General features: G+C 42.2%; 20 protein-coding genes. 10 read left to right on the top strand and 10 right to left on the bottom strand.

Annotation, left to right across the window (positions count from 1 at the left end; genetic code table 11):
• The first annotated feature begins 16 nt into the window (after positions 1-16).
• Positions 17-940 (top strand): hypothetical protein, encoded by a 924-nt coding sequence (locus AB4135_RS09030; protein WP_371992186.1) that lies wholly within the window; start codon positions 17-19, stop codon positions 938-940.
• Here the strand turns inward: AB4135_RS09030 and AB4135_RS09025 are convergent.
• The 4 genes from AB4135_RS09025 to AB4135_RS09010 all read right to left on the bottom strand — a co-directional run bounded on the left by AB4135_RS09025 (position 932) and on the right by AB4135_RS09010 (position 4,817).
• On the bottom strand, positions 932-1,897 hold the full coding sequence (locus tag AB4135_RS09025) for a sugar-transfer associated ATP-grasp domain-containing protein (RefSeq protein ID WP_371992185.1): 966 nt from the start codon (positions 1,895-1,897) through the stop codon (positions 932-934). The two genes, AB4135_RS09030 and AB4135_RS09025, sit on opposite strands and share 9 nt — an antisense overlap.
• 215 nt (positions 1,898-2,112) lie before the next feature.
• Positions 2,113-2,613, bottom strand: coding sequence for a lasso peptide biosynthesis B2 protein (locus AB4135_RS09020; RefSeq protein ID WP_371992183.1), 501 nt, complete (start codon positions 2,611-2,613; stop codon positions 2,113-2,115).
• Entirely contained in the window at positions 2,613-3,662 is a 1,050-nt protein-coding gene (locus AB4135_RS09015; protein ID WP_371992182.1) for a nucleotidyltransferase family protein, read from the bottom strand. The genes AB4135_RS09020 and AB4135_RS09015 overlap by 1 nt, the downstream gene beginning before the upstream one ends.
• Before the next feature lie 243 nt (positions 3,663-3,905).
• A complete protein-coding gene (locus AB4135_RS09010; protein ID WP_371992181.1) occupies positions 3,906-4,817 on the bottom strand; it encodes a bifunctional methionine sulfoxide reductase B/A protein in 912 nt (303 codons plus the stop codon).
• A 382-nt stretch (positions 4,818-5,199) separates the two neighbouring features.
• Between AB4135_RS09010 and AB4135_RS09005 the strand changes: the two genes are divergently transcribed.
• The 3 genes from AB4135_RS09005 (at position 5,200) to AB4135_RS08995 (ending at position 7,900) form a co-directional block, all read left to right on the top strand.
• A complete protein-coding gene (locus tag AB4135_RS09005; RefSeq protein ID WP_371992180.1) occupies positions 5,200-6,039 on the top strand; it encodes an isopenicillin N synthase family dioxygenase in 840 nt (279 codons plus the stop codon).
• 105 nt (positions 6,040-6,144) lie between these two features.
• Complete coding sequence (gene ylqF, locus AB4135_RS09000) at positions 6,145-7,083, top strand: ribosome biogenesis GTPase YlqF (protein WP_371992179.1); 939 nt, start codon at positions 6,145-6,147, stop codon at positions 7,081-7,083.
• Positions 7,084-7,321: 238 nt separating this feature from the next.
• Entirely contained in the window at positions 7,322-7,900 is a 579-nt protein-coding gene (locus AB4135_RS08995) for a HupE/UreJ family protein (RefSeq protein ID WP_371992208.1), read from the top strand.
• A 74-nt stretch (positions 7,901-7,974) separates the two neighbouring features.
• Here AB4135_RS08995 and AB4135_RS08990 read toward each other — a convergent pair whose 3' ends face one another.
• Both AB4135_RS08990 and AB4135_RS08985 read right to left on the bottom strand, forming a co-directional pair.
• Complete coding sequence (locus AB4135_RS08990) at positions 7,975-8,229, bottom strand: hypothetical protein (protein ID WP_371992178.1); 255 nt, start codon at positions 8,227-8,229, stop codon at positions 7,975-7,977.
• 67 nt (positions 8,230-8,296) lie between these two features.
• Positions 8,297-10,204 carry an alkyl/aryl-sulfatase gene (locus AB4135_RS08985; RefSeq protein ID WP_371992176.1) on the bottom strand — a complete coding sequence of 636 codons (1,908 nt, stop codon included), beginning with the start codon at positions 10,202-10,204 and terminating at the stop codon, positions 8,297-8,299.
• Between the two features lie 135 nt (positions 10,205-10,339).
• Between AB4135_RS08985 and AB4135_RS08980 the strand changes: the two genes are divergently transcribed.
• The 3 genes from AB4135_RS08980 to AB4135_RS08970 all read left to right on the top strand — a co-directional run bounded on the left by AB4135_RS08980 (position 10,340) and on the right by AB4135_RS08970 (position 15,710).
• Complete coding sequence (locus tag AB4135_RS08980; RefSeq protein WP_371992174.1) at positions 10,340-11,260, top strand: LysR family transcriptional regulator; 921 nt, start codon at positions 10,340-10,342, stop codon at positions 11,258-11,260.
• A 155-nt stretch (positions 11,261-11,415) separates the two neighbouring features.
• On the top strand, positions 11,416-12,585 hold the full coding sequence (locus AB4135_RS08975; RefSeq protein WP_371992173.1) for an efflux RND transporter periplasmic adaptor subunit: 1,170 nt from the start codon (positions 11,416-11,418) through the stop codon (positions 12,583-12,585).
• Positions 12,585-15,710 (top strand): efflux RND transporter permease subunit, encoded by a 3,126-nt coding sequence (locus AB4135_RS08970; protein WP_371992171.1) that lies wholly within the window; start codon positions 12,585-12,587, stop codon positions 15,708-15,710. The genes AB4135_RS08975 and AB4135_RS08970 overlap by 1 nt, the downstream gene beginning before the upstream one ends.
• A gap of 34 nt (positions 15,711-15,744) precedes the next feature.
• Here the strand turns inward: AB4135_RS08970 and AB4135_RS08965 are convergent, their stop codons facing one another.
• Together AB4135_RS08965 and AB4135_RS08960 are read right to left on the bottom strand one after the other, a co-directional pair.
• Complete coding sequence (locus AB4135_RS08965) at positions 15,745-16,143, bottom strand: DUF1353 domain-containing protein (protein ID WP_371992169.1); 399 nt, start codon at positions 16,141-16,143, stop codon at positions 15,745-15,747.
• A 141-nt stretch (positions 16,144-16,284) separates the two neighbouring features.
• Positions 16,285-17,178, bottom strand: coding sequence for a DNA ligase (locus AB4135_RS08960; protein WP_371992167.1), 894 nt, complete (start codon positions 17,176-17,178; stop codon positions 16,285-16,287).
• Between the two features lie 281 nt (positions 17,179-17,459).
• On the opposite strand from AB4135_RS08960, the gene AB4135_RS08955 reads away from it, so the two are divergent.
• Both AB4135_RS08955 and AB4135_RS08950 read left to right on the top strand, forming a co-directional pair.
• A complete protein-coding gene (locus tag AB4135_RS08955; protein ID WP_371992166.1) occupies positions 17,460-17,831 on the top strand; it encodes a diacylglycerol kinase in 372 nt (123 codons plus the stop codon).
• A gap of 419 nt (positions 17,832-18,250) precedes the next feature.
• Complete coding sequence (locus AB4135_RS08950) at positions 18,251-19,123, top strand: hypothetical protein (RefSeq protein WP_371992164.1); 873 nt, start codon at positions 18,251-18,253, stop codon at positions 19,121-19,123.
• 138 nt (positions 19,124-19,261) lie between these two features.
• Here AB4135_RS08950 and AB4135_RS08945 read toward each other — a convergent pair whose 3' ends face one another.
• On the bottom strand, positions 19,262-20,860 hold the full coding sequence (locus AB4135_RS08945; protein ID WP_371992162.1) for a M28 family metallopeptidase: 1,599 nt from the start codon (positions 20,858-20,860) through the stop codon (positions 19,262-19,264).
• A 191-nt stretch (positions 20,861-21,051) separates the two neighbouring features.
• Here AB4135_RS08945 and AB4135_RS08940 point away from each other — a divergent pair, with 191 nt between their 5' ends.
• Positions 21,052-22,074, top strand: a complete 1,023-nt coding sequence (locus AB4135_RS08940) for a GGDEF domain-containing protein (protein WP_371992160.1) — start codon at positions 21,052-21,054, stop codon at positions 22,072-22,074.
• A 60-nt stretch (positions 22,075-22,134) separates the two neighbouring features.
• Here AB4135_RS08940 and AB4135_RS08935 read toward each other — a convergent pair whose 3' ends face one another.
• The gene (locus AB4135_RS08935; RefSeq protein ID WP_371992206.1) at positions 22,135-22,734 is read right to left on the bottom strand and encodes a class GN sortase; all 600 of its coding nucleotides are present in this window, start codon (positions 22,732-22,734) and stop codon (positions 22,135-22,137) included.
• Positions 22,735-22,805 lie beyond the last annotated feature (71 nt).

Genomic DNA, 22,805 nt, shown 5'->3' with positions numbered 1-22,805 from the left:
ATGGCCTCAGTATTCAGTGACTAAAACAAATACCTACAAACTTTACGGCTTATCAGTACAGACCAAGCTTCTGCTTCCGGCTGCTAAAACACACGAAAAGGCGAATATAGAGATATCTTCAGCCCCCATTCCACTCTCTTTATCTAACGTTATTTCTAGCAATAGAAATCTTCAGTTCAATGGTGAGCAAGCGTTAATCAATCAGCCATTGTTCGGCTCACTGCTGATTGAAAAACAGCGAAAAATTAGTTACAACTTTTATCCTGACTTAACTGAATCTCACGCGATCACCGCTATTTTGGGCTCTGGACTGGGCACCTTATTGCACCTCAATGGCCAAATCCCACTGCACGGCTTAGCATTAGCAACACCTAAAGGTGCAATAATACTCTTAGCTGATAGCGGAACAGGAAAAAGTACACTGGCTACGGCGCTAATCCAAGCAAAACAGACTGTATATACTGACGACATAGTGGCCCTTCATTACAACCATAACAATCAGTTATGTGTACACCCCGCACATAAGCGTTTCAAGCTAAGCCACGCTGAGCTTGTTGCTATGGGGCAGAACATCAACGCATTATCGACCACCGCACCAGGTGTTAACAAACTTGGTTGGGACATCCCTGATGAAAGATTCGCGAAGCAAGCTCAGCCTATTATCAAATGTATTTATATCTCTTCAGAGCGTGTCCAAGGCTCAAAAGCAAACATAACAAAAATAAGCCGTATTGACTCTTTTAAACAATTGCACCGCTTCACCTATCGTCGCCATCTCGTTAAACTATTTGCTCAGCAACAAACGTTTTTCAAACTCAATCATGTGTTACAACACCAATGTGATAGCTACAATATGCTTTTACCTGAGTTATCAAGGTTTACTTCAACAAAAGAATATGGAGAAGCAATAACAACGCAGCTAGCCAGCTTACTAATATGATTGCAAATATCGTGAACTCGCCTTTTTCAACAGCGGTAATAATGGCTGTTGCCTTACCATTTGCATAACATTCATCCCCCAATTAACGTTACCTTCCAACAGAAAAACGCCATCACGGGTTATCACAACATCCCAGCCCACAGTGTGTATGTCACTACATAGTTGATGCGCTTTAACCACCTCTACCAGCACATCACCCCAATGGGGTAATACTATCGGGATACTGCTATCAAAATCACATTTGTTGCTAAAGCAATCATCAAATTGCACCCTGCCGTCATGGGTATTAATCGCAAAAATATCCATCCGCTGATTTGAATCATTATTTAGCTCAAGGTTCGCCATGACCACGATCGGTTCGTCCGCATCAAAACAAGTGACGACACGTAACGTAATAACCTTATTGCTTTGTTGTAATACGTGCAGTTGCGGATGATTTTCTAAACATGGTTGAATGATGTAGTTACCTTTAGGTAAAAGTGCCTTTAATGCGAGCAGTCCAGCCTCCCCTGAATAAACACCACCTTGATACTCAAATTGCCAATTGTCAGTCCCATACAAACAGACACACCCCTTACTACCCGACGCTCCTTCAGGCTTAATAAATACACGGCGAGACAAATTTAACCAATCGTTTATAGGCCATGGCTCATTTAGTTCGATAATATCAAGCGTCGCTACAGAACGACCGCCAGCACTTTTTAAGGTATCTGCAAACACTCCTTTATTGAGCATAAATTGCTTAGATATTGCAGTAGGCTCACACCTCTGATATACGGAATGAAAATATGGCAGTTGATAATCAAACACATACTGCCACCAACTTGTAGCTGGCTTTTTATAGAGCTGGAAATGGTAATACTCAAACGCACTAATTCCCTGACCTAAGCCTGCTCGTAATATTCCAATCACTTGTTGGCTAATAGCAAGCTCTGCATTTTGGGAATGGATTTTCATCGCGCGAAACATAATTCGCCAATGCCAATAGATAAGCCATACAGACAATTGATATAAAAACACTAAAGCTAGGACGGGCTTTGACCTAAAGCTTACAAACATTATTTTTCGATGAATAGCAATATCGCCGTGTGCAAACAAAAATCGCCAGCTATATCTAAAGTGGGGCCGGCGTCTTAAAAGCATAGCTTTCAGCCGCTTGGGAAGTGAGAACATTATTTATCCCCTAGTGTAGTTTCATTGTTAACGCCATAACACCCCACTACACTATGCTCCTTAAAACCATTCCCCCCTGAGACAAAAACGCTTCCACTGCAGACCCAAGCATGTGCCTTCAACCCAGTATTGTCACGACGCAAACCAAAATATATGCGGTATGGCACACCACAAACTCCGAGCCAAAACCTGGCAACAATGGCCTGTGCTAAGCAGTTTGCATTCCATGGACAATAGCGAACTGTTGTCACAATCAGCCTTGATATTTTTTGCGCCTTATTTATGCAGCTCACATTGAGCGGTTGCATAGGTTGGTCCCAAGCTTCTTTATCCACTTTCCTTCCCAAAAAAGGCGCTAAACGAGCAAAAGCAAAAACTAATACCATTGCTCTAGCGGCTCCCAGAAGAAACCAAGTGGGTATAAACCCAACCTTAAAGAAAAGGCCGCGCCTTAAAAATGATACAAACTTACGTTTAAGTACTAAGAAAACTGATTTCATTAACTCTTGGCCCACTTAAATAACCGCAATACTTTTCTAACGGGGATTAATATTCGTGCAAACCGACCATCAGTTATTGCCAATTGATTAATAAATGGTTTATCCAAATGATCTACGCCAATAAAATAGTGCTTTAGCATCAAAAGTTGGTTTCTATAGCTTCCTTCCAGCAAAAAAGGCAACAGCACAACACTTAAAAAACCACCACTACCTTTACATGGCGATTGCCATGTTTTTATGACATGTCGCTCATACACTTTAACTCTTCTAGAAGGCTCTGCAGTCACGGATAAAGCAAAACAGCTCGCTAATAGCCTCTCCATTAATATAACTTGTTGCAACAAGCCATAGCGTTCAGCAAGTATCCACTTGCTATGGTGCCAATTAGGATCGTGACGATTAAGCGCTTCATGATAACTCGCTATATCCACCAGCCATTTAATGCGGTGACAACTGGTTCTCATCGCGTGAAAGCATAAATATAGGTACTCAATCACACTTAATGAGTTAGTCTTTTTAAGCAGCGTATCAGTAACGGTTTTAGTGAATTCCGTTTCAATGTTTCCGACCCGCAAATGTAATTCAATCAAAGGTAAGTTTTTGGCGTTATAAGATCTGTCTTTACTGCGTTCATTATGCAATTTTGATGCAATACATGAGTCAGAAAACAGTCCATACATGGCGCTGTAGCCAAATTCAAGCAAGGTAGCTTCGGCTGCAATGACGTCAGCCTCTGCGACCAATAGATCAATATCATTTGAAGAGCGAGCCGCTAAATCACCATACAAACGCAGTGCTAAATCGCTGCCCTTAAAGAATCGATAGCTGATGCCTAAACGGTCAAACTTAGCCGCAATCTGGCTCTGAACTTTAAACTGTTGCAGTGTATTACGCTTGCATTGCGCATTAGTTTGCTTCAGCCAAGCATAAAATTCATCTGAAAAATAACCAGCTTCTAGCTTGTTGATATTTCGAGCGACAACATTCCACACCCGGTGTCGGTTAATTAATTCTTTTAATTGTGACTCACTAAATGAATTATTAGCCAATTTGATGGCTAATAAATGCGCTGTAATTTCAGGGTGGCACAAGTATAAAAAGCAACTGAAAGACTTTTGGCTAAACGCTTGCATATACCCTTAAAGATTTAACCTAACTGTTGAAAGTTATGATAAATGATTAGCAACATAATTCAAACCGTTACCAAACAAAAATAAAACAATTCAACTCAATTACAATAAGGTCTGTTGTAGGCCTATTCGTATCCGATATAGCGAGTAAGTTAACTTCGTCTACTTACTTTTAAGCAACTCAGCAAATAACGCCTTAACTTTATCGACTTTGGGCTTTACCACTATTTGGCAGTAAGGCTGCTCGCCGTTAAGTTCGAAATAGTCATTGTGGTAATCTTCTGCAGGATAGAAACCATCGAAAGCAGAGACTTCTGTCACAATGGGGTCCGGCCAAACAACCGCTTTGGTCAGGGTGTTAATCATCCCATTTACAAGCTCTGCTTGTTTATCGCTATGAATAAAGACAACAGAGCGGTACTGAGGCCCACTGTCATTACCTTGCCGGTTTAACGTGGTGGGATCATGACTTTGCCAAAATACTTGCAGCAGACTTTCATAACTAATGACATCCGGGTCGAATTCGATATGCACCACCTCAGCATGACTTGTCATGCCACTGCATACCGCTCGATAATTAGCATCAACTGCGCTGCCACCAGCATAACCTGATACAACTGACTTCACCCCTTCTAAAGCACTAAAAACAGCCTCAGTACACCAGAAACAACCTCCGCCAAATGTAGCTAGTTCCTTCTTACCCCCTGCTGTCTCCAACTCATCTGTAGCCTTAAAAGTCATCGAAACTGAATTAACACAATGCCTTACATTTTTAGGGGTAAGAAATTCGCCTTCAAACACGTGGCCTAAGTGCCCATCGCACTCAGCACACACTATTTCGACACGACGACCATCTGCGTCAATATTGCGTTTTACCGCTCCGCTAATTTCATCATCAAAGGCAGGCCAACCGCAGTGAGCATTAAACTTGCTCTCAGAGCGATATAAGGGAGCATCACATTTTTTACAACAGTACACCCCTTGTGCATCATGCTGATAAAACTCGCCGCTATAGGGTCTTTCAGTGCCCTTTTGTTCTATTACCTGTTTTTCAAAATCTGTTAGTTTGCGCATGAGAACTACTCTATCTATACCGAATGACTTGATCATATAGACCTTAGATAAAACAAATTACATTCATCTATTGTTAAATTAGTTTATATGCCCGATTAACCTTACCGAGCAGATAACATAAAGATGAACTATTTCGGTCAATAATGCTAAAAAACAATGTGATTACTATTCATCTGTTAAATAAATTAAAATTATTTAACAGTATAGTACTAGGGGTATGTTAATTGCTAACACATTAATATATATCGTAATAACCATATATAACAAGTCACTTTTCACTGTGTAAAACAATAGTAAGTGTGATCTAGCTCACCGATGATTGCGTCGATATAACAGCGCCGCTAAACTTGCCTCGGGTTAACTAAAAATAAGAATAGAGAATATGAAACTAGAGACAATTGATTACAGAGCAGCAGACAGTGCTGAGAAATTTGTACAGTCACTGCGAGACACAGGGTTCGGCGTGTTAAGCAACCACCCTATCGACAAACAACTGGTTGAAGATATCTACAGCGAGTGGCAAGCCTTCTTTAATACTGAAGAGAAAAGAGCTTTTCTATTTAAGCCAGAAACTCAAGATGGATTCTTCCCTGCTGAAATATCAGAAACAGCCAAAGGTCACACAGTCAAAGATATTAAAGAGTACTACCATGTTTACCCATGGGGCCGTATTCCAGAACAACTAGAAACCAACATACTGAAATACTACGACAGTGCCAATAGCCTTGCTGCAGAATTGCTTGATTGGGTTGAGCAATACTCTCCACAAGAGGTTAAAGACAAGTTTTCGATGGCATTGCCAAAGATGATAGAAGACAGCCAAAAAACACTGCTTCGCGTACTGCATTACCCACCAATGTCTGGCGATGAAGAAGTCGGCGCTATTCGCGCCGCAGCTCATGAAGATATTAACTTACTAACGGTGCTACCAGCGGCAAACGAACCTGGATTACAAGTACAGTTAAAAGATGACTCTTGGATAGATGTTCCTAGCGACTTTGGTAATATCATCATCAACATCGGTGATATGTTGCAAGAAGCCTCTGGTGGCTACTTCCCGTCAACCAGCCACCGAGTGGTAAACCCTGAAGGCAGCGATATGACCAAAGCCCGAGTTTCTTTGCCACTGTTTTTGCATCCTAAACCAGAGGTTAAACTATCAGAAAACTACACAGCCGATAGTTATTTGATGGAACGTCTGCGTGAATTAGGTGTTATTTAACGCTTAAATGGCTAAAAAGCGCTTTAGGGCGCTTTTTATTTGTTAAAATTAACTGCAACAAGGTAAAATCCTCTCCATATCGTTATTCGAACAAAGAGCAAGCAGATGGCAATTCAGTGGTATCCGGGACACATGCATAAGGCACAAAAAGAGATCGCCGAGGTTATGCCTCAAGTCGATCTAGTCATTGAGGTGCTAGATGCTCGTATCCCCTACAGTAGCGAAAATCCCATGGTGTCCTCACTACGTGGTGATAAGCCATGTATTAAGCTACTGAATAAGTCTGACTTAGCCGATCCGGTTGTCACCCAACAATGGATTGAATACCTTGAGCAAGAGCAAGGGGTAAAAGCCATGGCAATCACTACCTTGCAAGCTGCACAGGTCAAGAAAATCCCTGACCTTTGTCGCAAGTTTGTTCCTAGCCGCGACAAAATTGAAAAAGATATCCGCACTATGATCATGGGGATCCCCAACGTTGGGAAATCTACTATCATCAATACCTTAGCGGGTCGTACCATTGCAAAAACTGGTAATGAACCAGCGGTAACAAAGGTCCAGCAACGTATCAACTTGCGTAACGGTATCGTGCTTTCCGACACCCCAGGTATTTTATGGCCAAAGGTCGACAACGATAAAAGTAGTTACCGCCTAGCGGTTACAGGTGCTATCAAAGATACCGCTATGGATTATGAAGATGTTGCTATGTTTGCGGCTGAATACTTCTTAGCAGCATACCCAGAAGCAATTAAAGAACGTTATAAGTTAAAAGAGTTACCTGATACCGATATTGAGCTGCTTGAAGCAATTGGACGTCAACGCGGCGCTATGCGTCCTGGTGGGCGTATCGATCTGCACAAAGCATCAGAGTTAGTATTACATGAGTTCCGTTCAGGAAAAATGGGGCTGCTATCACTTGAAACTCCTGCGATGGCGGAGATTGAAAAAGTCGAAGTCGCTAAAATCATGGCAGAGAAAGAAGCTAAAAAACAAGCTCGCAAAGATAATGAAGCACTTAAGCGTGCAGGTAAACGCCACAAGTAATCGATTTCCCTGTATTAATAAAAAAGCGCTGAATTCAGCGCTTTTTTATTAGCCATTATTTAGCACCGCAGTACCTACCACAACCCTTCCCTTTTCAAAGATAAGCATTATGGGCTTGATTTGTATGTCAAACTTGCACAATGTTTACCAAGCTATTGATGTATATCAATTTGTATAGCCTGAATGTGGTGTAGATTGCAGCGGTCTTTCTGAGTCCATCATATAAAGGATTATTATGATTATGCGGTTTATAACTTTGTGTTCCCTTACACTTTTCTTAGCTCTACCAGCACAAGCTCACGAGCTCCACTCAGGCGGTGGTTTTATCTCTGGATTTAATCATCCTGTTCTCGGGTTTGATCACCTGTTAGCCATGATATGTGTTGGCCTTTTAAGTACACGACTCGGTGGCAGAGCCATCTGGACAGTACCTGCAATATTTGTTCTATTCATGCTTTTTGGCGGGATTATTGGCCTGCTGTCAATTCCTATCCCCTTTGTCGAGTTTGGAATCGCAGCGTCTGTTTTACTGTTGGGCTTGGCTTTAGCTATCGACAAAAAATTACCACAGTGGCTGGTAATGGCCTTTGTCGCGATTTTTGCTATCTTTCATGGTCATGCTCATGGCGTCGAAATGCCGCAACTTGCAAAGCCAGCACTCTACGTTCTAGGGTTTATCTGTGGCACGTCAGCTATACATATTGTCGGGGTGATACTTGGTATTGCAATGCAACAAAAAGACCCAAAAAATCGTATGGTTCGCTCATCAGGCGGCGCGATAGCACTTGTAGGTGGATACCTACTGTTAAGTGTTTAAAGCATCACAGAGTCAAATACCTGTGAACGATAAGAGATTACGTTAGCAACGCCAAAAATAGGCGTTTTTAACATCTAATGACTATGTTCATCCTTGTTCATATGCTGATTCTCGGCGATCTTTTCAACACTATGAGGTTTTAATAACACACCGTCATATATGTCACTCAAGCTAATGGTTTTTGGAGCCGTGGACTCAGATTCATTAGCAGCCGTAATCAATTCATCGTGATGATGAATGTGCGGTACAGACCAATCAACATGGTTGCCACATGACCAAGCAGATTGACTGACTAATAGCATTAAAAGTAAAACAATAATCTGTTTCATTGTACTTCCCTCAAATACCTAAAAAAATGATGCCACTCTCAATGAGTGGCATCAATCAACTTAGCTATTAACGTAAAGTAACCTTTGGGTTCTCGTTTGGCTTGTCGAACAAACCGAAAAACTCAGGTACAGCTTTAGCATCGCCATCTAGCTTGATGTAACCTTCTTTAACCGCTTTAGTGAAGTCAACTTTACCCACAAGCATTCCTAGGAATACTGGCTTAGTTAGTTTAACGGTTGCTTTAGCTTCACCTTCAAAATCTTTGTGGAACTCTGCCACACTGCGACGAATTTCCACTGCATGAGTCTCATCAGTGTCGGTAAACTCAAATGCTACGGTGAAATGCTTATCTTGGCTACGCTCAGCGTTAAGACCAAAACGAAGAGCATTAACCAATTGTTCAGGCTGGAACTCAGCCATTAAATCAGGTGCTTGAAGGTTAATTTTCTTCGAGTAATCAATCGTACCGTCAAGTTCTTTAGCAGAAGTTAGGTACCAGTTACGCCAGTTGTTGTTGGTCTCGCGGTAACCGAGTTCACGTAAAGCCTTAGCTTTAAGTAGTCTTGGCTCCATATCTTCAAGGTCAATACGGATCGCATGTGTTGCAAGTTCAGCACACCACTGATAATCAGAGCTATCACAGGCATCCATAGCAAACTTCATCATTTGCTCTTTACCACCAACCATAGCAACGTAACGCTGTGAAGCTTCTACAGAGTATGTAGCGTTAAGTGTCGTTGGGTCACCATCAAACCAGCCCATTTCACCGACAAAGATTTCTTTGGCTGCATGGCGGATTGAACCGTAGAAATCACCTAACCAAGGATGATTAACTAAATGCTTTGGTAACTTGATTTGGCGGATCAAATCTTCTTGGGTCGCGCCATTATTAATCGCTTTGATTGACTGGTCATAAGTAAACTGAATCGCATCACGATATGCTGTTAATGTGTTATCAACGTGCTTAGCCCCAACCACTGGACGGCCATGAGATAGCATCATTGTCTCTGCATTGTACTCACGTAAAGTATCGACGCCAGGGAACCAAACACTTGGATCACGGTATTGCGTACCACGGATAGTATGCAAGTTAGGGAAGCTTTCACCTTGGATCACTTCAGAGCCAAACACCAAGTCGAAATCAGGGAAGTATGCTGTGATTTCGTCAGACGCTTCAGAAGGCACATGTTTAAATTCAACTTTAATCCCTTCAATCTCTAGATCGAGTTGACCATATTTCCCTTCAACAAGTGTGGTCGGCGCAATTAGGCTGTGCTCACGAATTTCAAAATCTGGACCTAAGCCACCATTAATACGGCCTGTCTCTTCAACATTAATAAGCGTACCCAATGAATAATCAACACGGAAACCCAGCGCGGGCCCAGTGCCACCCATTGATCCTTTAACCACGTTAGCCATAAAGGTATTATGAGCAATAATTTGCGCATTTTCAGCGCCTGCAATACCACGTACGCCAGCATAGTGATCAGGGTGCCAGTGAGAATACATGATTGCCGCTACAGGTTTTGTATTACCTGTCATCTCACGGAAATCATCCATTACATTTTTCATTTTATCGACAGATTCAACAGGGTCAAAAATCAACAGACCATTGTCACCATCAACAATCATTGGTGACGTTAAACCGTAACCGTAGATCTGATAGAACCTCTCCTTATAAGCAAAAATGCCCTTCTCCATTTTCTGAGAGTGAGCGGTAAGCTGTGGGTGAACTTTATTTGATACCTCAGCGTAAGCGTCATTGCCACCCGTGGTGGTCCACTGCATGTCTTTGTTGTCGCCATGCCAAAAATGAGTCGCTCCTGAGTTTTCACCCAAGTAGTAATCATGAGATAACGTCGGGATAGTGACTTCTACATTTTCAAATCGTTGACCATTACTGTCTTTAGCAATAACGGTTCCTGTGACTAAAATTGCTGCTGCAATTGAAAGGCAAATGAGAGTTTTTTTCATTGTGACCACGCTTCAAGTTATTGGTGAGTGTCTTAATTCGTTGGCAATACAATAATAAAATTTACTATAAGTTGGCAGATAGCTGATATAAGATAACTAATATCACAAAGCGCAAATCACAGCAGGCATTAGTAAATGAAACATTCGGACTATAGTTTAATTCCAACATTTGTTGCCATTTATGAAGAACAGAATTTTACCAAAGCCGCTAAAAGACTGGGGATCAGCCAGTCAGCGGTGAGCCAAAGTGTCAACCGTTTGAGGGATGTATTTGAAGATGTACTATTTATTCGCGGTAGTCATGGGATCACCCCAACACCATTGGCCACTGATGTGTATCCAACACTCGCCAGCTCGGTTGAAAATATCGCGCATATGTTGCCGGAGCATAAAAACTTTAAGCCGGCTGAATGTCAGCGTCAGTTTGGTATAAGCGCATTGAGTGTATTCGGCTTTACAATATTGCCTGAGCTCAGTGCGCAAATGAGCATTGAAGCCCCCTTGGCCAGTGTGAAAGTCGAACCATTACAGGGAATAGATCTCACTACGGAGTTACGAGCACAACAATGTGATTTAGTTATCGAAGTGCAATCAAATCAGCTTACTAGCTTACGGTCTCACCCCCTTATGCAAGACTCATTAAGAGTGCTTTGCAGAGTCGACCATCCCCGCTTAACAGGCAATAGCATCACACTTAATGAATTTATCCAAGAAAAGCATGTGACTCATTCACAGCACAATAAAGACAGTGGCTACTTAGTTGGCCGAGGATTGAAAGACGAAGCCGTGTTAGGTAAACGTCATGTTGCATGGCAAGCAAGTAGTATTATGGAGATGCTGCCAGTGATTACGCGTACCGACTATATTGGGCTATTGCCAGAGAAACTTGTTGATCAATATATTAGTCGTAACAATCTAAAACAGCTTGATGCCCCTTTTTTAAAGGAGCCTTTAGAGGTCGCCATGTTCTGGCACTCTTCACGCACCAATGATCCCAGTCATCGCTGGTTAAGACAACAATGTATCAAAGCCGCCGAGCAGTTTAATTTGAGTTGATGGCGATGACATATTTATCGACACTAATAACCTGCGTTGACATTCTTTTCACAGCCACTTGGTTACCTTACTGAGTATCGAAAACTCTCACTATCACCAAGATCATTTGAGCTTATTTAACCAAGTGACTATCAGTGATTAATCTAGGTAAGTATATGGCTGTCTCCAAAAATCACTTCAAACAATTACAAGGGGATCCTTCCCTGACATTAAAAGTGTTCCGACCTCTACTCATCCTCCTAGTCGCCGTTATTACGACATTTATTATCCAAGCGACCGCGCCGTCGGCCGCGGTAAAACCTGATAGCCCAGCACTCGTTAATGTCAATGTTATCAATATAAAGCCACAACTATTTACTCCAAGCTACGTCGCTTATGGTTCAGTCATCGCCAAAAACAGCCTCACTCTAACCGCGCAGGTTGAAGGTAGGCTTAACCACCTTTCTAGCAATGTCATTGAAGGTGGAGTACTCAATATCGGTGATAGTGTCTATGGACAAGAGTCAGCGGATTTACGCGCGTTGGTGACGCAGCGCCGAGCAGAAATCAATATCGCTAAAGCGCAACTTTCACTGGAACTCGGTCAGCAACGTATCGCAGAGAAAGATTATCAAATGATGCAAGCAGACTTTAACGAAAAAGAATGGCAGCTGGACTTAGAACTACTGCTTAGAAAACCACAATTATCCCAAGCGCAAGCTCAGCTCAAGATGGCTAACAATGCGCTGCAAATCGCCGAGCGAGATCTAAGTCGAAGCCAGTGGGTGAGCAATAAGCGCTATGTTGTCGCCGCTAAAAGTGTCTCCGAAGGAGATTACCTGGCAAAAGGTGATCTCATTGCTAAATTAGTCGATCCCCAAACTCTAAGAGTCCCTATTTTCTTACCAAGAGAGCTCGCTGCTAAAGTAACCATTGGCCAAAACATCTCCCTGTTTCAGCCCGATACCCAGCGTACCGTTGCAGCAAAAATCAGCCATGTGCTGCCAGTACTGACGAGTAATATTCAGCTACAAAAAGTCTTTGCCGAATATCAAGTTAGTCGTGATGGAACCGCTCCTTTGATTATTGGCGATTTTGTTGAGGCAACCCTATTATTCCCGGCAATTACCAATACCTTTAATGTGCCGCTATCAGCTATTGATAACCAACACATATGGTTAGTATCGGCCAATAACACTCTGCTCAAGAAGCCTGTGACTCTGGTACATCAAGATAAGCATTTCGCGGTGATCATCAATAATCTCAGCCAAGGAGAGCAGATCATTAGCAATAAAATGCATGATCCACAGGCAAATATGAGCGTTAATATTGTGGAGCGCTTGTAATGACTATACAACAGCAAGCTCAAGGCAGGCCAAACTCACTCTTCAGTAACCTCATCAGCTGGATGATAGATAACCCCGTTGCCGTTAATTTACTCACGGTAGCACTATTAGCATTGGGAATTTACAGCTTTGGCGATATCAAACAAGAAACGTCACCATCATTTAAGGTTGATGAGATTGAGGTAAGCGCGAGTTTCCCAGGCGCTACACCAAGGGAAATTGAACAAAGTATCGTACAACCCATTGAGCATAGCCTCAGAGAAAACACCAAAATTGATAGGCTTGCAGCCACCGCAATGGAGGGACGTGCAAGAGTGATCCTCACCCTTGATGAAGGCGTTGATAGTAATACTGTTCTCGCTGAAATCAAAAATGATCTCGATGCGATTAATAGCTTTCCCACCAGTATGGAGCCACTGCGGATATCCTTAGTTGAAGAGCTTGAACCATTAGTTGAATTTGCAATATATGGTGATCTGTCTGAAACAGAGCTAAGGCTGCAAGCGACGCTGTTGAAGCAAGCATTACTGGAGGAGTTAGATATTGCCAAAGTTGACATAGAGGGTGTTAGGGAAGCCGAAATGATCATTGAGGTGACCCAAGATAAGCTCAAACAGTATCAACTAACGCTCGGTGAGATAACCGATAGAATTTCAGCAGAGGTCAGTGATATATCCGCTGGTAGTATTAGCACTCAAGCTGGTGATGTGCTTATCCGCACCCTTGGTCGTAAAGATGACCTCAGCCAATTTGAGCAGATAATCATAAAGTCTCAAGCAGATGGCGCCGAAGTCACTTTAGGCAATATAGCGAATATCAGCTTTGGCTACCCGCAGAGAAAATCACCTTTTTTAGTCAACGGCGAACAAGCCGTCATGCTGGTGATATTCCAAAGCGAAACGGCAAAGCCAATTGAACTAAGTGCTAATATCCAAGATTTTGTCAACCAATACCAGCAAGCATTGCCGTTAGGCTCAAAAATCACCGTACTGGAGGACCAAGCCGCTTCTTATCAAACTCGAATCGAGTTACTGCTTAACAATGGCATGATTGGCATGATATTAGTCATTATTGCCCTATCGCTATTTCTTGATCTGCGCCTCGCCTTTTGGGTTTGTATGGGGGTTCCCATCGCCATTATCGGCGCTCTTGCATTTATGCCTGTACTCAATGTTCCACTTAATATGGTCACACTGTTCGCCTTTATTATTACTTTAGGGATCTTAGTTGATGACGCTGTCATTGTAGCCGAAAATATTTACCAAAAAGTACAACAAGGCATTGAAATTGACACGGCGCTAAAGCAAGGTGCAACAGAGATGTGCCTGCCCGTATGCTTCTCGGTTATGACTAATATCATTGCCTTTGTACCACTGCTGTTCGTGCCTGGCGAAATTGGTGTCATGTACAAACCAATGACGCTACTCATTTTTGCAATATTCATCGTCTCACTCGTCGAAGCGCTGTTTATCTTACCTCATCATTTAAAGCAGCTGCATAAACCACAAAAACTTTCTTACCTCAATCGTATCCAGCAAAAAAGCTTTAAAGCATTTGAAACCGTAAGAGATATTCATTTCGCAAAGATATTACGCATAGGGTTACAGCAGCCATTAATGGTACTCGCCGTGTTTATATCAATCACAATCGTCACCTTCAGCTGGGTTAATTCTGGCCGTGTTGACGCCGGCTTTGTACCAAAAGTAGAGTCACAGCGCATTGATGCTGAAGTTGGATTTGCGGCAGGTTCATCAATGCAAGATAAACAACAAATAATGGCACTTATTCAAGCTGCTGGTCTTCGAGCCTTCGCGCGTTTAAAGGCACCCGATAGCTATAAACATATTATGGTCAGCATTGGCAGCAGCTCTGCCGCTACAACCTTTCAAATTGTTGAAGATACTCAGCGACACTATACAGCCAGAGAACTGGTCGATACCTGGCGAGAAGAAATTGGTGAACTAGCTGGCATAAAGTCGCTATTTTTTGACTTTGAAGTGGGTCCTGGCGGCGGTAAAGAGCTTTCAATCGAATTAGCCTCGAGTAACAGTACAAAACTAAAGCAGGCAACGTTCGATTTGATGGATCAGTTACGCCAAATTCAAGGTGTGACAGACATTGACAGCGGGCTAATTGATGCCGAGCTAGAGTACACCCTTAATATTAATGCGCGCGGGAGCATGTTAGGTTTTGATAGCGACAGTTTAGGCACTCTTGTGCGTAATAGTTTTTACGGCGATGAAGTAAAGCGCCAGATAGTTAACACTGAAGAGCTCAAAATTCGCGTTATGCGCCACAGAAATGAGCAGTTCAAAGTTAATAATCTTGGTGAACTGTTGATTACCTCTCCTACTGGAGAGCAAGTACTCTTAAAACAAGTTGCTGATATCATTCCTACGCTATCGGCAACACGAATAGATAGGGTTGATGGTGTTGAGCAAGTAGAAGTCAGTGCAAGTTTCATTCGCAGTCAAGCTAATGTAGCCCTGATAACATCGCAAATTTCCACGGTGATTATGCCTGGTCTGTTGCAAAAGTATCCAAATATAGAGATTGAGCTCGGCGGCAGTGCTCGAACAGAAAGAAAGGTAAATGCCCAATTAATGACTGGAATTTTATTAGCACTTTTTATCGTGTTTTCATTCTTAGCGATCTATTTCAAAAATATTTTCGATGCCATTTTAATCATGAGCGTGATCCCTCTGTGCTTAGCTGCCGCAATGCTTGGCCACATTATTCTAGGGCAAACGTTTAGTGTAATGAGCTTATTCGGGATGATCGCTTTGTCAGGCTTAGTGCTAAACGGCTCGTTTGTGCTCTTGCTAGAGATTAAACGGCAAGTACGCCTAGGGGTCGATATTGAAACGGCGATAATAAATAGTAGTTTAGGTCGTTTTCGACCTGTCGTTATCACCGCTATGACCACAACCCTTGGTTTAGCGCCCATGCTATTTGAAACATCGACTCAAGCACTATATTTAATCCCAATGGTGATTAGTTTAAGTTTTGGTACTTTTTTCTCTATGGCTACCATTTTAGTCTTTGCTCCCGCTGTATTTCTGCTCAGCGAACGCTGGCATATGCAAGTGGCAAAAAAAAGCACCTTCATACCGATTTCAGCATAGAAGGGACAAAGTAGCTGCGCCCTACCCCGTTGGGTTAAGGCGCAGTTAACAGATCAGGTGTCGCTGATTTTTCCCCAGCTATTCTTACGCCTTGGTAGACATACCAAGCTCTAAATGGCGACATACCATCTTCTAAACAAACTTCTTTAAGAATTTCATCAGCACGTTTTCTCGCTGATTGCGGCAAAACCCTCTCCCGCATAAGCTGATACAAGGCATCATGTATTAATGAGCCCTGCATAAAGTTTTTACTGTCAATTGCTGGGCTGCTCGGGCCATCCCAGGCATAACCGGGCTTAATAACCAAGCGCCCACTGGCGCTGATCTCAAGAAAGGAATTAGCAACGGGCGCCTTAACAGATAACCCTGTATCGTAGACTAACTCTGAATGTAGATTGTATTTGTAGTTCCTACGCTGCTTATATTTAATCAAAGCGACTCCTAATTATTCTGCTTTGCCATTGATGGTTTTTGTTGAAAAAGCCGATAAAACAGCTAAATAATAATGCAGGTAACATACTGAAATAAAGCCAACATATATAGAGATAAACAAAACAACAGCATGGTAAGCAAGCTAAATGGGATCTCTTACCCGCAGGAAGCTTGCAAATCGAGGCGTGCCTTTTTGTGTTTCGCCATAATACTTAAATGTAATAATGGCACCTACCTTTGGCGGGTTACGCCGCTCTTCATCGCTAAAGCCGCTGCCAATGCTAAATTGTTTACCCTGCTTAGTTTCAACCAACAGTGCGCCCATCATACCGACGTATTTACCCTTGCCCTCTTTATGGGCCAGTACCGTAGCTTCTGCGTCATAGAAAGGTTTTAGCTTTACAATATCATCAGTGCGACCAATCTGATAAAGCGCAGTTTTTCTATGTAACATCAAGCCTTCACCATTATTTTCAATGATATCAGTGAGTCGACGATCTAACGTTAATTTATCTTTAACTGAAAACTGTGGGATAACCTCAATATGAGTACTGATATCAGATAGCTCAGCCAGCGCCTTCTGATATCTTGTTGCAAAATGAGTTGTTTCCGCGGGCAAGTCAAACACCATAAATCGAACCTGCTGCCATTGCGCCTTGGTCGCATTGTGTTTTCGAACAATTGCTGAAACCTGCTCAAACTTGTTACGCCCTATCCATAGTTCGCCATCAATAGGATAAGCAGGGAATCCTTTAGTAAACCACTGGGGCAGATTAATCCTCCGCCCCGAGCGAGATAACATAATGCTGCCATTCCAATAGCCTCTTACGCCATCAAGTTTTTCACTGACTAAATAGTCTTCTATCTGAATCGAACTATCAGCTTGATATTCGGTAGCAAGCTGCAAGGAGGGCTTTGATATTTCGCTAGCGTTTAATGCAACGGATATAGAAACAAAGCTAATGAACAGTAAAAACTGCCAATTCAAAAACTGTAAATGCTCCCTATTTGAACTTAGCTTATTAACCTTTGTCATATATGGCTCCATGGTGACGATAAATAGTAAAAGACTATTGCTCATTTTGAAGCCTAGTTCTGAGCTTGAGGTTCGCCATCAGCTAAATGACTGACTTATTGAAATAATACGCTTAGTCAACTTTCATTGAGCCATTAAGTAGCGAAAGCGTGATATGTAACAAGATTGTTGTTGAACTTGACTCTAATTGACTACATATTTAGTTATATTACGATTATACTAGCCCGCTATTTTGGGGACCAACCACTGTAAAACAATAATCAATTATAAGATGGGGATATATGAAACCTGCTAATAACCACGGTATTAAGCGCGTCATTAGAGCGACTGGGTTTTCAATGCAAGGACTAAAACTTGCTTGGAAACATGAAGCAGCATTTAGACAAGAGTTAATTCTTGCTGCAATTATGTTACCTGTTGCCTTACTCGTAGATGTCACTACGGTTGAGCGTATTCTGCTAATTCTCGGGCTTTTTGTTGTCCTTATAGTCGAATTGCTTAACTCTGCTATTGAAGCAGTTGTCGATAGGATTAGCGATGAAATCCATCCTCTGAGCGGCCAAGCTAAGGATATTGCATCCGCAGCGGTATTTATGAGCCTATTCTTTTGCGGTTTAACTTGGTTACTTATCCTGTTACCTAAATTTATCTAACCCAAGCGTATTTAACCTAAGTGTATTTAATCTAAGTAGCGCACAAACATCCTATTACCGCCTCATCTGAACTTGTCGCTCTGATCCATAGATGACGACAAGTTCCGATGCTCAGTGAGCGTTTATGCTCATATAAGCATATTCACTACACTTCAAACATTTAGAATAATAACTCGCTTTGCTGTCCTTTTGGAGCTAGCACAACTCTCTTATCTATACCGCTGGATCAACTACAAATCCCATCAAAAGCAGCGAAAAATACAGTTTGCATGCATTAGATCAAACAATTCAGACATTTTTTGAAACATATCATTCACATTTCCACATATACTGTTATGCTGTTTTCGATGTCCATAGACTGTTGACACGATTCAACAGCTACAAAATAAAAATTATAAGAGATTGCGGAGTTACTTTTAATGTTTAAAAGTTCCACATTTATCACTGCCACGTTATTGGCCCTGATGACTAGCTATAGCGCCTATGCCACGAATGATACTATCATTCGTGTCGGTGGCTTTTACGCTAATACAGATTCAACTATAGATGTAAACGACCCTCTTCTAGGCAATAATTTCTCGTTAGACTTTGAGCAAGATTTAAAGCTTGAAGACTCTCAGTTTTTACCTTTCTTTGAATTTATTCACCGTTTTAACGATAGACATAATATTTATATCGATTGGAAACAGCTACACCGCAGCGCCCTTGTTCAATCCGTAGAAAAGCCATTCCAATTTACTTGGGACGATACAACCTATGATGTAAAAGCAGGGATTGCACTCGACACCACATTAAACATCGACATTGCCCGCATTGGTTATGGCTATGATATTTTTCAAGGTGATCATTATGAGGTCGGTCTGTCAGTAGGCCTGCATGCCATGTTTATCAAAACAGCCTTCAAAGGCGATATAGGTATTTGTGAAGTCGAAATTGAAACCCGCTGTCCAGACACCATAACCATTCCTAAAGTTGTTGATGAGAAGCTAACTGCCCCCTTACCCGATATAGGGGTATATGGCAGTTATGAGCTTTATCCAGGCTTTATGTTTAGCGGCCATGCACAATACTTTTATATCAAACTAGATGATTTAAAAGGTGGTTTAGTTGATATTCGATTAGGTGTTCAGGCCGCAATTACTGAAAACTGGCATATGACAGCTGCATTTAATTACTATGAAGTTGATGTTGAATACACCACCAACATAAAAGATACTGATATAAAGCTTGCTGATTACAATATGTACTACAGCTTTACAGGCCCGATGCTATCGGTAAGTTACCAATTCTAGGTGTTGGAAGTTTAGAATTAGGTTTAATTTAAAACTCATTACTTAGTTAAATAACTAAACTGAAGTACTTCATCAACGTTTCGAATTGAATAAAAAAAGACACCTAAGGGTGTCTTTTTTTATTCTCAGCTTTATGACTCAACGTCCATCTTGTGCTCGACGGCTTTTAAAATCTGACTCTTCTAACCATTTAGGCCAGTCTTCATTGTTTGCCAGAGTAGCCAAAATGTCAGAGATAAGACTGATATCCTGCTTTACCCCTCCCAAACTCCAGCTTGGATCATAATCATCGGCTTCTTTGTGATATTTATGAGCAATATAGTCTGGATCGGTGTCACCTAAACTCATAAACAATAGCCCAGGTACACCTTCCTGTGCTAACGCGAAGTGATCCGAGCGGAACATAAGGCCATTTTGCGGTAATGGATCGCCTTTCACATAACGCTGCTGATGCTTAGCTGCATTATTAAGGTAATACTCCATCTCCGATACGCCTTCTCCATAACGCAATATGTAATCAACACTGTCGTTAACGTTCATACCGTCGATATTTAAAAAGGAAACAATCTGTTTAGTCGGCACCGGTGGCTGCTTGGCAAAATGCTGTGCGCCAATTAGCCCGGTTTCTTCAGCAGTAAATGAGGTAAATAGAATAGAACGTTTAAATGGTTTTTGTTTAGCGCGCAAACTAAACATACGCGCAAGCTCTAGCACTCCCGCAACCCCGCTAGCATTATCGACGGCACCATTGTATATGTGCTTCACCCCTTTCTCGTCAACTCGAGTACCAAGATGATCCCAATGCGCGTGCATCACCACCATTTCATCAGCTCTGTCACTGCCAGGCAAAAGTGCCATCACATTGTAGGACTCTGCGCGTTCAATGCTATTTTTAAGTTCTAGTGTTGCCGATGTTTTCAGCGATACTGGCTTAAAGCTAGATTTAGCTGCCTTTAGCTTTTGTTTTTCATAATCAAGACCGGCTGCAGCAAAAACCTGTTTGGCATTTTCATGCTGGATCCAGCCCATCACGCCAACTTGGTCTTGATTATTATTATCATCAACTAACGTAAATTTGCTGCCAGTATTAGAGTTTTGCACCACGCCCCAGCCATAGGCTGCTGGCGCTGTTTCATGCACAATAAAAACCGCCTTTGCGCCTTGTCTTGCAGCCTCTTCGTATTTGTAGGTCCAGCGACCATAATAGGTCATGGCGTTACCTTTAAACACATCAGGATCTTGCGTGGAAAATCCAGGGTCATTCACCAGCACAATCACTGTCTTACCTGTTACATCTACGTCTTGGTAATCATTCCAATTATATTCTGGCGCGTTAATACCGTAACCCACAAATACGACGTCGCTGTTCTCAAGCTTAACGCTTTCGCTAATTCTTTGGGTTCGGGCGGTAAATTCACTGCCATTGATTAAGTTTTGTGAGCCAATCTTAAGCGACATATTTTGATCTGCCGTAATTTTGGCTAATGGCACTGGCTGCAGGTATTTATCACCAAAACCAGGCTTTAGACCTATCTTTTTAAATTCAGCCTCGATGTAGTTCAAGGTCAGCGCTTCACCGGCAGACAAAGGGGCACGTCCACCATATTCATCACTAGCAAGTATTTTTACATGGCTACGATACTTATCAAGATCGATGCTGATGTCGCTTTTATCTGAGTGAGCAAATGCGGGTAAGGCTAATGCCGACAACACGCTTGCGAGTATTAGTTTATTCACTGCTTGTCCTTTATTGTTATTATTTCGTTCTTTATAGTATTTATTCGACAACTTTGTGGCTGATTTTCATTAAACAGATGTATTCACAAAGGCAAATCATAATAGAATGGCGTAGTGAAATGTACAATGATGCCACCACTCATTTGCATAAAAATTACAAAGTGGCTCAATTGATAAACCAAGGCTGATAAATGTCGAATGAATTGCTCAGGGAAGCTGCCGCTAAATTAAAAAAAGCGGTGCCTTTAATGCTAAAACACCAGATCCCAACCACCCCTACCAATTATGCTTTATGGTATGCCTACGTGGGGCAAAGCAGCCCAGAGCTTAATAAACAATTGGATGAAGTGGTGAACCAGTACAGTACTTGCCCCCCAAGCCAGGGCGAGCGACTCTACCAAGAGTACCTGTCAGATCCCATCGAGTTAGACGTAATTGAACTACGACAAAATCTTGATGCTATGGTGACAGATCTATCTCAGTCTTTAAAAGATACCAATGTTGATGCTAACCAATTTCAGAGCAAAATAAACAACAACGTTGAGCGCTTAAACAAGATTGAGAATGAGGGCTTCTCCATTGATGAAGTCTTGTCACTGGTAAAAAGCCTCGCCGGCGATGCTGCCGATATTAAAAACAGCACATTGCACTTTAGCGAGCAGCTCGCTCACGCCCAATCAGAGATTAACCAGTTAAAAATACAGCTTAAAAAATCTGAACATGACATGCATTATGATGCGTTAACAGGCGCATTAAACCGTAGAGCATTTAATAAAGATATCAAAGGATTAGTAGAGCAAAACCCACAAGGTCTTTGTTTAATCATCACCGATATTGATCACTTTAAGCTGTTTAATGATACCTACGGCCACCAGCTTGGCGACCAAGTATTAAAAGCCGTTGCCAGAAGACTCGGCGAAAGCTGTCATGAGGGCAGTAAACTGTATCGCTTTGGTGGTGAGGAGTTTGCGTTACTTGTGCCTAAAAGCCAATTGGGTAGAGCGAGGCAATTAGCTGAATCGATGCGCCGTAGCCTTGAAAAGCTGGTGTTAAAAGATAAACGTAAAGATCAGCGAGTCGACAATGTAAGAGCATCATTTGGCGTGGCGCAATACCAAGATAGAGACAGCGATTCTACATTAATAGAGCGTGCCGACAAGCAACTGTACGAAGCAAAAAGATTGGGGCGTAATCGAGTAATGCCAATCACCTAGCCCAAGTAAGGTAAATAATGGCAGAACAGTGACCGCTACACTGTTCTTGCCCTCTTTGTGTTAAATCGCTTCTATTTTGTCTATCGGTACCGCGGTGACAATATAACGTAGCTCACCACCTGCTACAGGGCTACTAAACGGGTAGCAGGTGACCAAAGTTAATTGTTTTTCACCTGCATCGCTCATCACCGAAGTATCACTTTCATGTACCACTTGAGTGTTCACTACTCTATAAAGGATCTCCAAGCCTTGTGCGTTTTGCAGCGTTAATAGTTGGCCAACTTTCACTCCTTTTAATAGGGAAAAATGAGTATCTCTGTGGCCTGCTATTACAGTGTTCCCCGGACCATTGACCGCGGCAGACGACAATACTTGCGCTGGCCCAAATGCTAAGTTTCGACCCGACGCCCCGGCCAGTACATATAAACTGCTGGCATCATTAGCTTTGCCCTCTTTCTCAACATTGATAAATTGAAGCTTGGCTACAGGATGGGTATCCGCCCATGACCAAGGCTTGTGCTGCTGCTGATCATCTAAAGTTTTCTGCCACGCTTGTTGTATTAAAAATTGTGCAAAATATGCCTTAGCCTGCATATACCCTCCTTGAACCACAAAAGACAATCCAACAATGAACAATAAGGCCGAAAATAGCAGGTGAATGCGCCGATGAGCAACCAACCTCGTACTCTTTCCTTCGCCAGAAGCAGCTCCGTTTATTGAACAAACAGGGG

Source organism: Shewanella sp. 10N.286.54.B9 (assembly GCF_041468565.1).
In the GTDB taxonomy this organism is placed as follows: Bacteria; Pseudomonadota; Gammaproteobacteria; order Enterobacterales; family Shewanellaceae; genus Shewanella.
This window is presented reverse-complemented; position numbering and strand designations above follow the sequence as displayed.

Bases quoted from the DNA above. Each gene is read 5' to 3' on its own strand.
- AB4135_RS09025 (WP_371992185.1), bottom strand. From the start codon at position 1,897: ATGAAAATCCATTCCCAAAATGCAGAGCTTGCTATTAGCCAACAAGTG.
- AB4135_RS09020 (WP_371992183.1), bottom strand. From the start codon at position 2,613: ATGAAATCAGTTTTCTTAGTACTTAAACGTAAGTTTGTATCATTTTTA.
- AB4135_RS09010 (WP_371992181.1), bottom strand. From the start codon at position 4,817: ATGCGCAAACTAACAGATTTTGAAAAACAGGTAATAGAACAAAAGGGC.
- AB4135_RS09005 (WP_371992180.1), top strand. From the start codon at position 5,200: ATGAAACTAGAGACAATTGATTACAGAGCAGCAGACAGTGCTGAGAAA.
- ylqF (WP_371992179.1), top strand. From the start codon at position 6,145: ATGGCAATTCAGTGGTATCCGGGACACATGCATAAGGCACAAAAAGAG.
- AB4135_RS08990 (WP_371992178.1), bottom strand. From the start codon at position 8,229: ATGAAACAGATTATTGTTTTACTTTTAATGCTATTAGTCAGTCAATCT.
- AB4135_RS08985 (WP_371992176.1), bottom strand. From the start codon at position 10,204: ATGAAAAAAACTCTCATTTGCCTTTCAATTGCAGCAGCAATTTTAGTC.
- AB4135_RS08980 (WP_371992174.1), top strand. From the start codon at position 10,340: ATGAAACATTCGGACTATAGTTTAATTCCAACATTTGTTGCCATTTAT.
- AB4135_RS08975 (WP_371992173.1), top strand. From the start codon at position 11,416: ATGGCTGTCTCCAAAAATCACTTCAAACAATTACAAGGGGATCCTTCC.
- AB4135_RS08970 (WP_371992171.1), top strand. From the start codon at position 12,585: ATGACTATACAACAGCAAGCTCAAGGCAGGCCAAACTCACTCTTCAGT.
- AB4135_RS08960 (WP_371992167.1), bottom strand. From the start codon at position 17,178: ATGACAAAGGTTAATAAGCTAAGTTCAAATAGGGAGCATTTACAGTTT.
- AB4135_RS08955 (WP_371992166.1), top strand. From the start codon at position 17,460: ATGAAACCTGCTAATAACCACGGTATTAAGCGCGTCATTAGAGCGACT.
- AB4135_RS08950 (WP_371992164.1), top strand. From the start codon at position 18,251: ATGTTTAAAAGTTCCACATTTATCACTGCCACGTTATTGGCCCTGATG.
- AB4135_RS08940 (WP_371992160.1), top strand. From the start codon at position 21,052: ATGTCGAATGAATTGCTCAGGGAAGCTGCCGCTAAATTAAAAAAAGCG.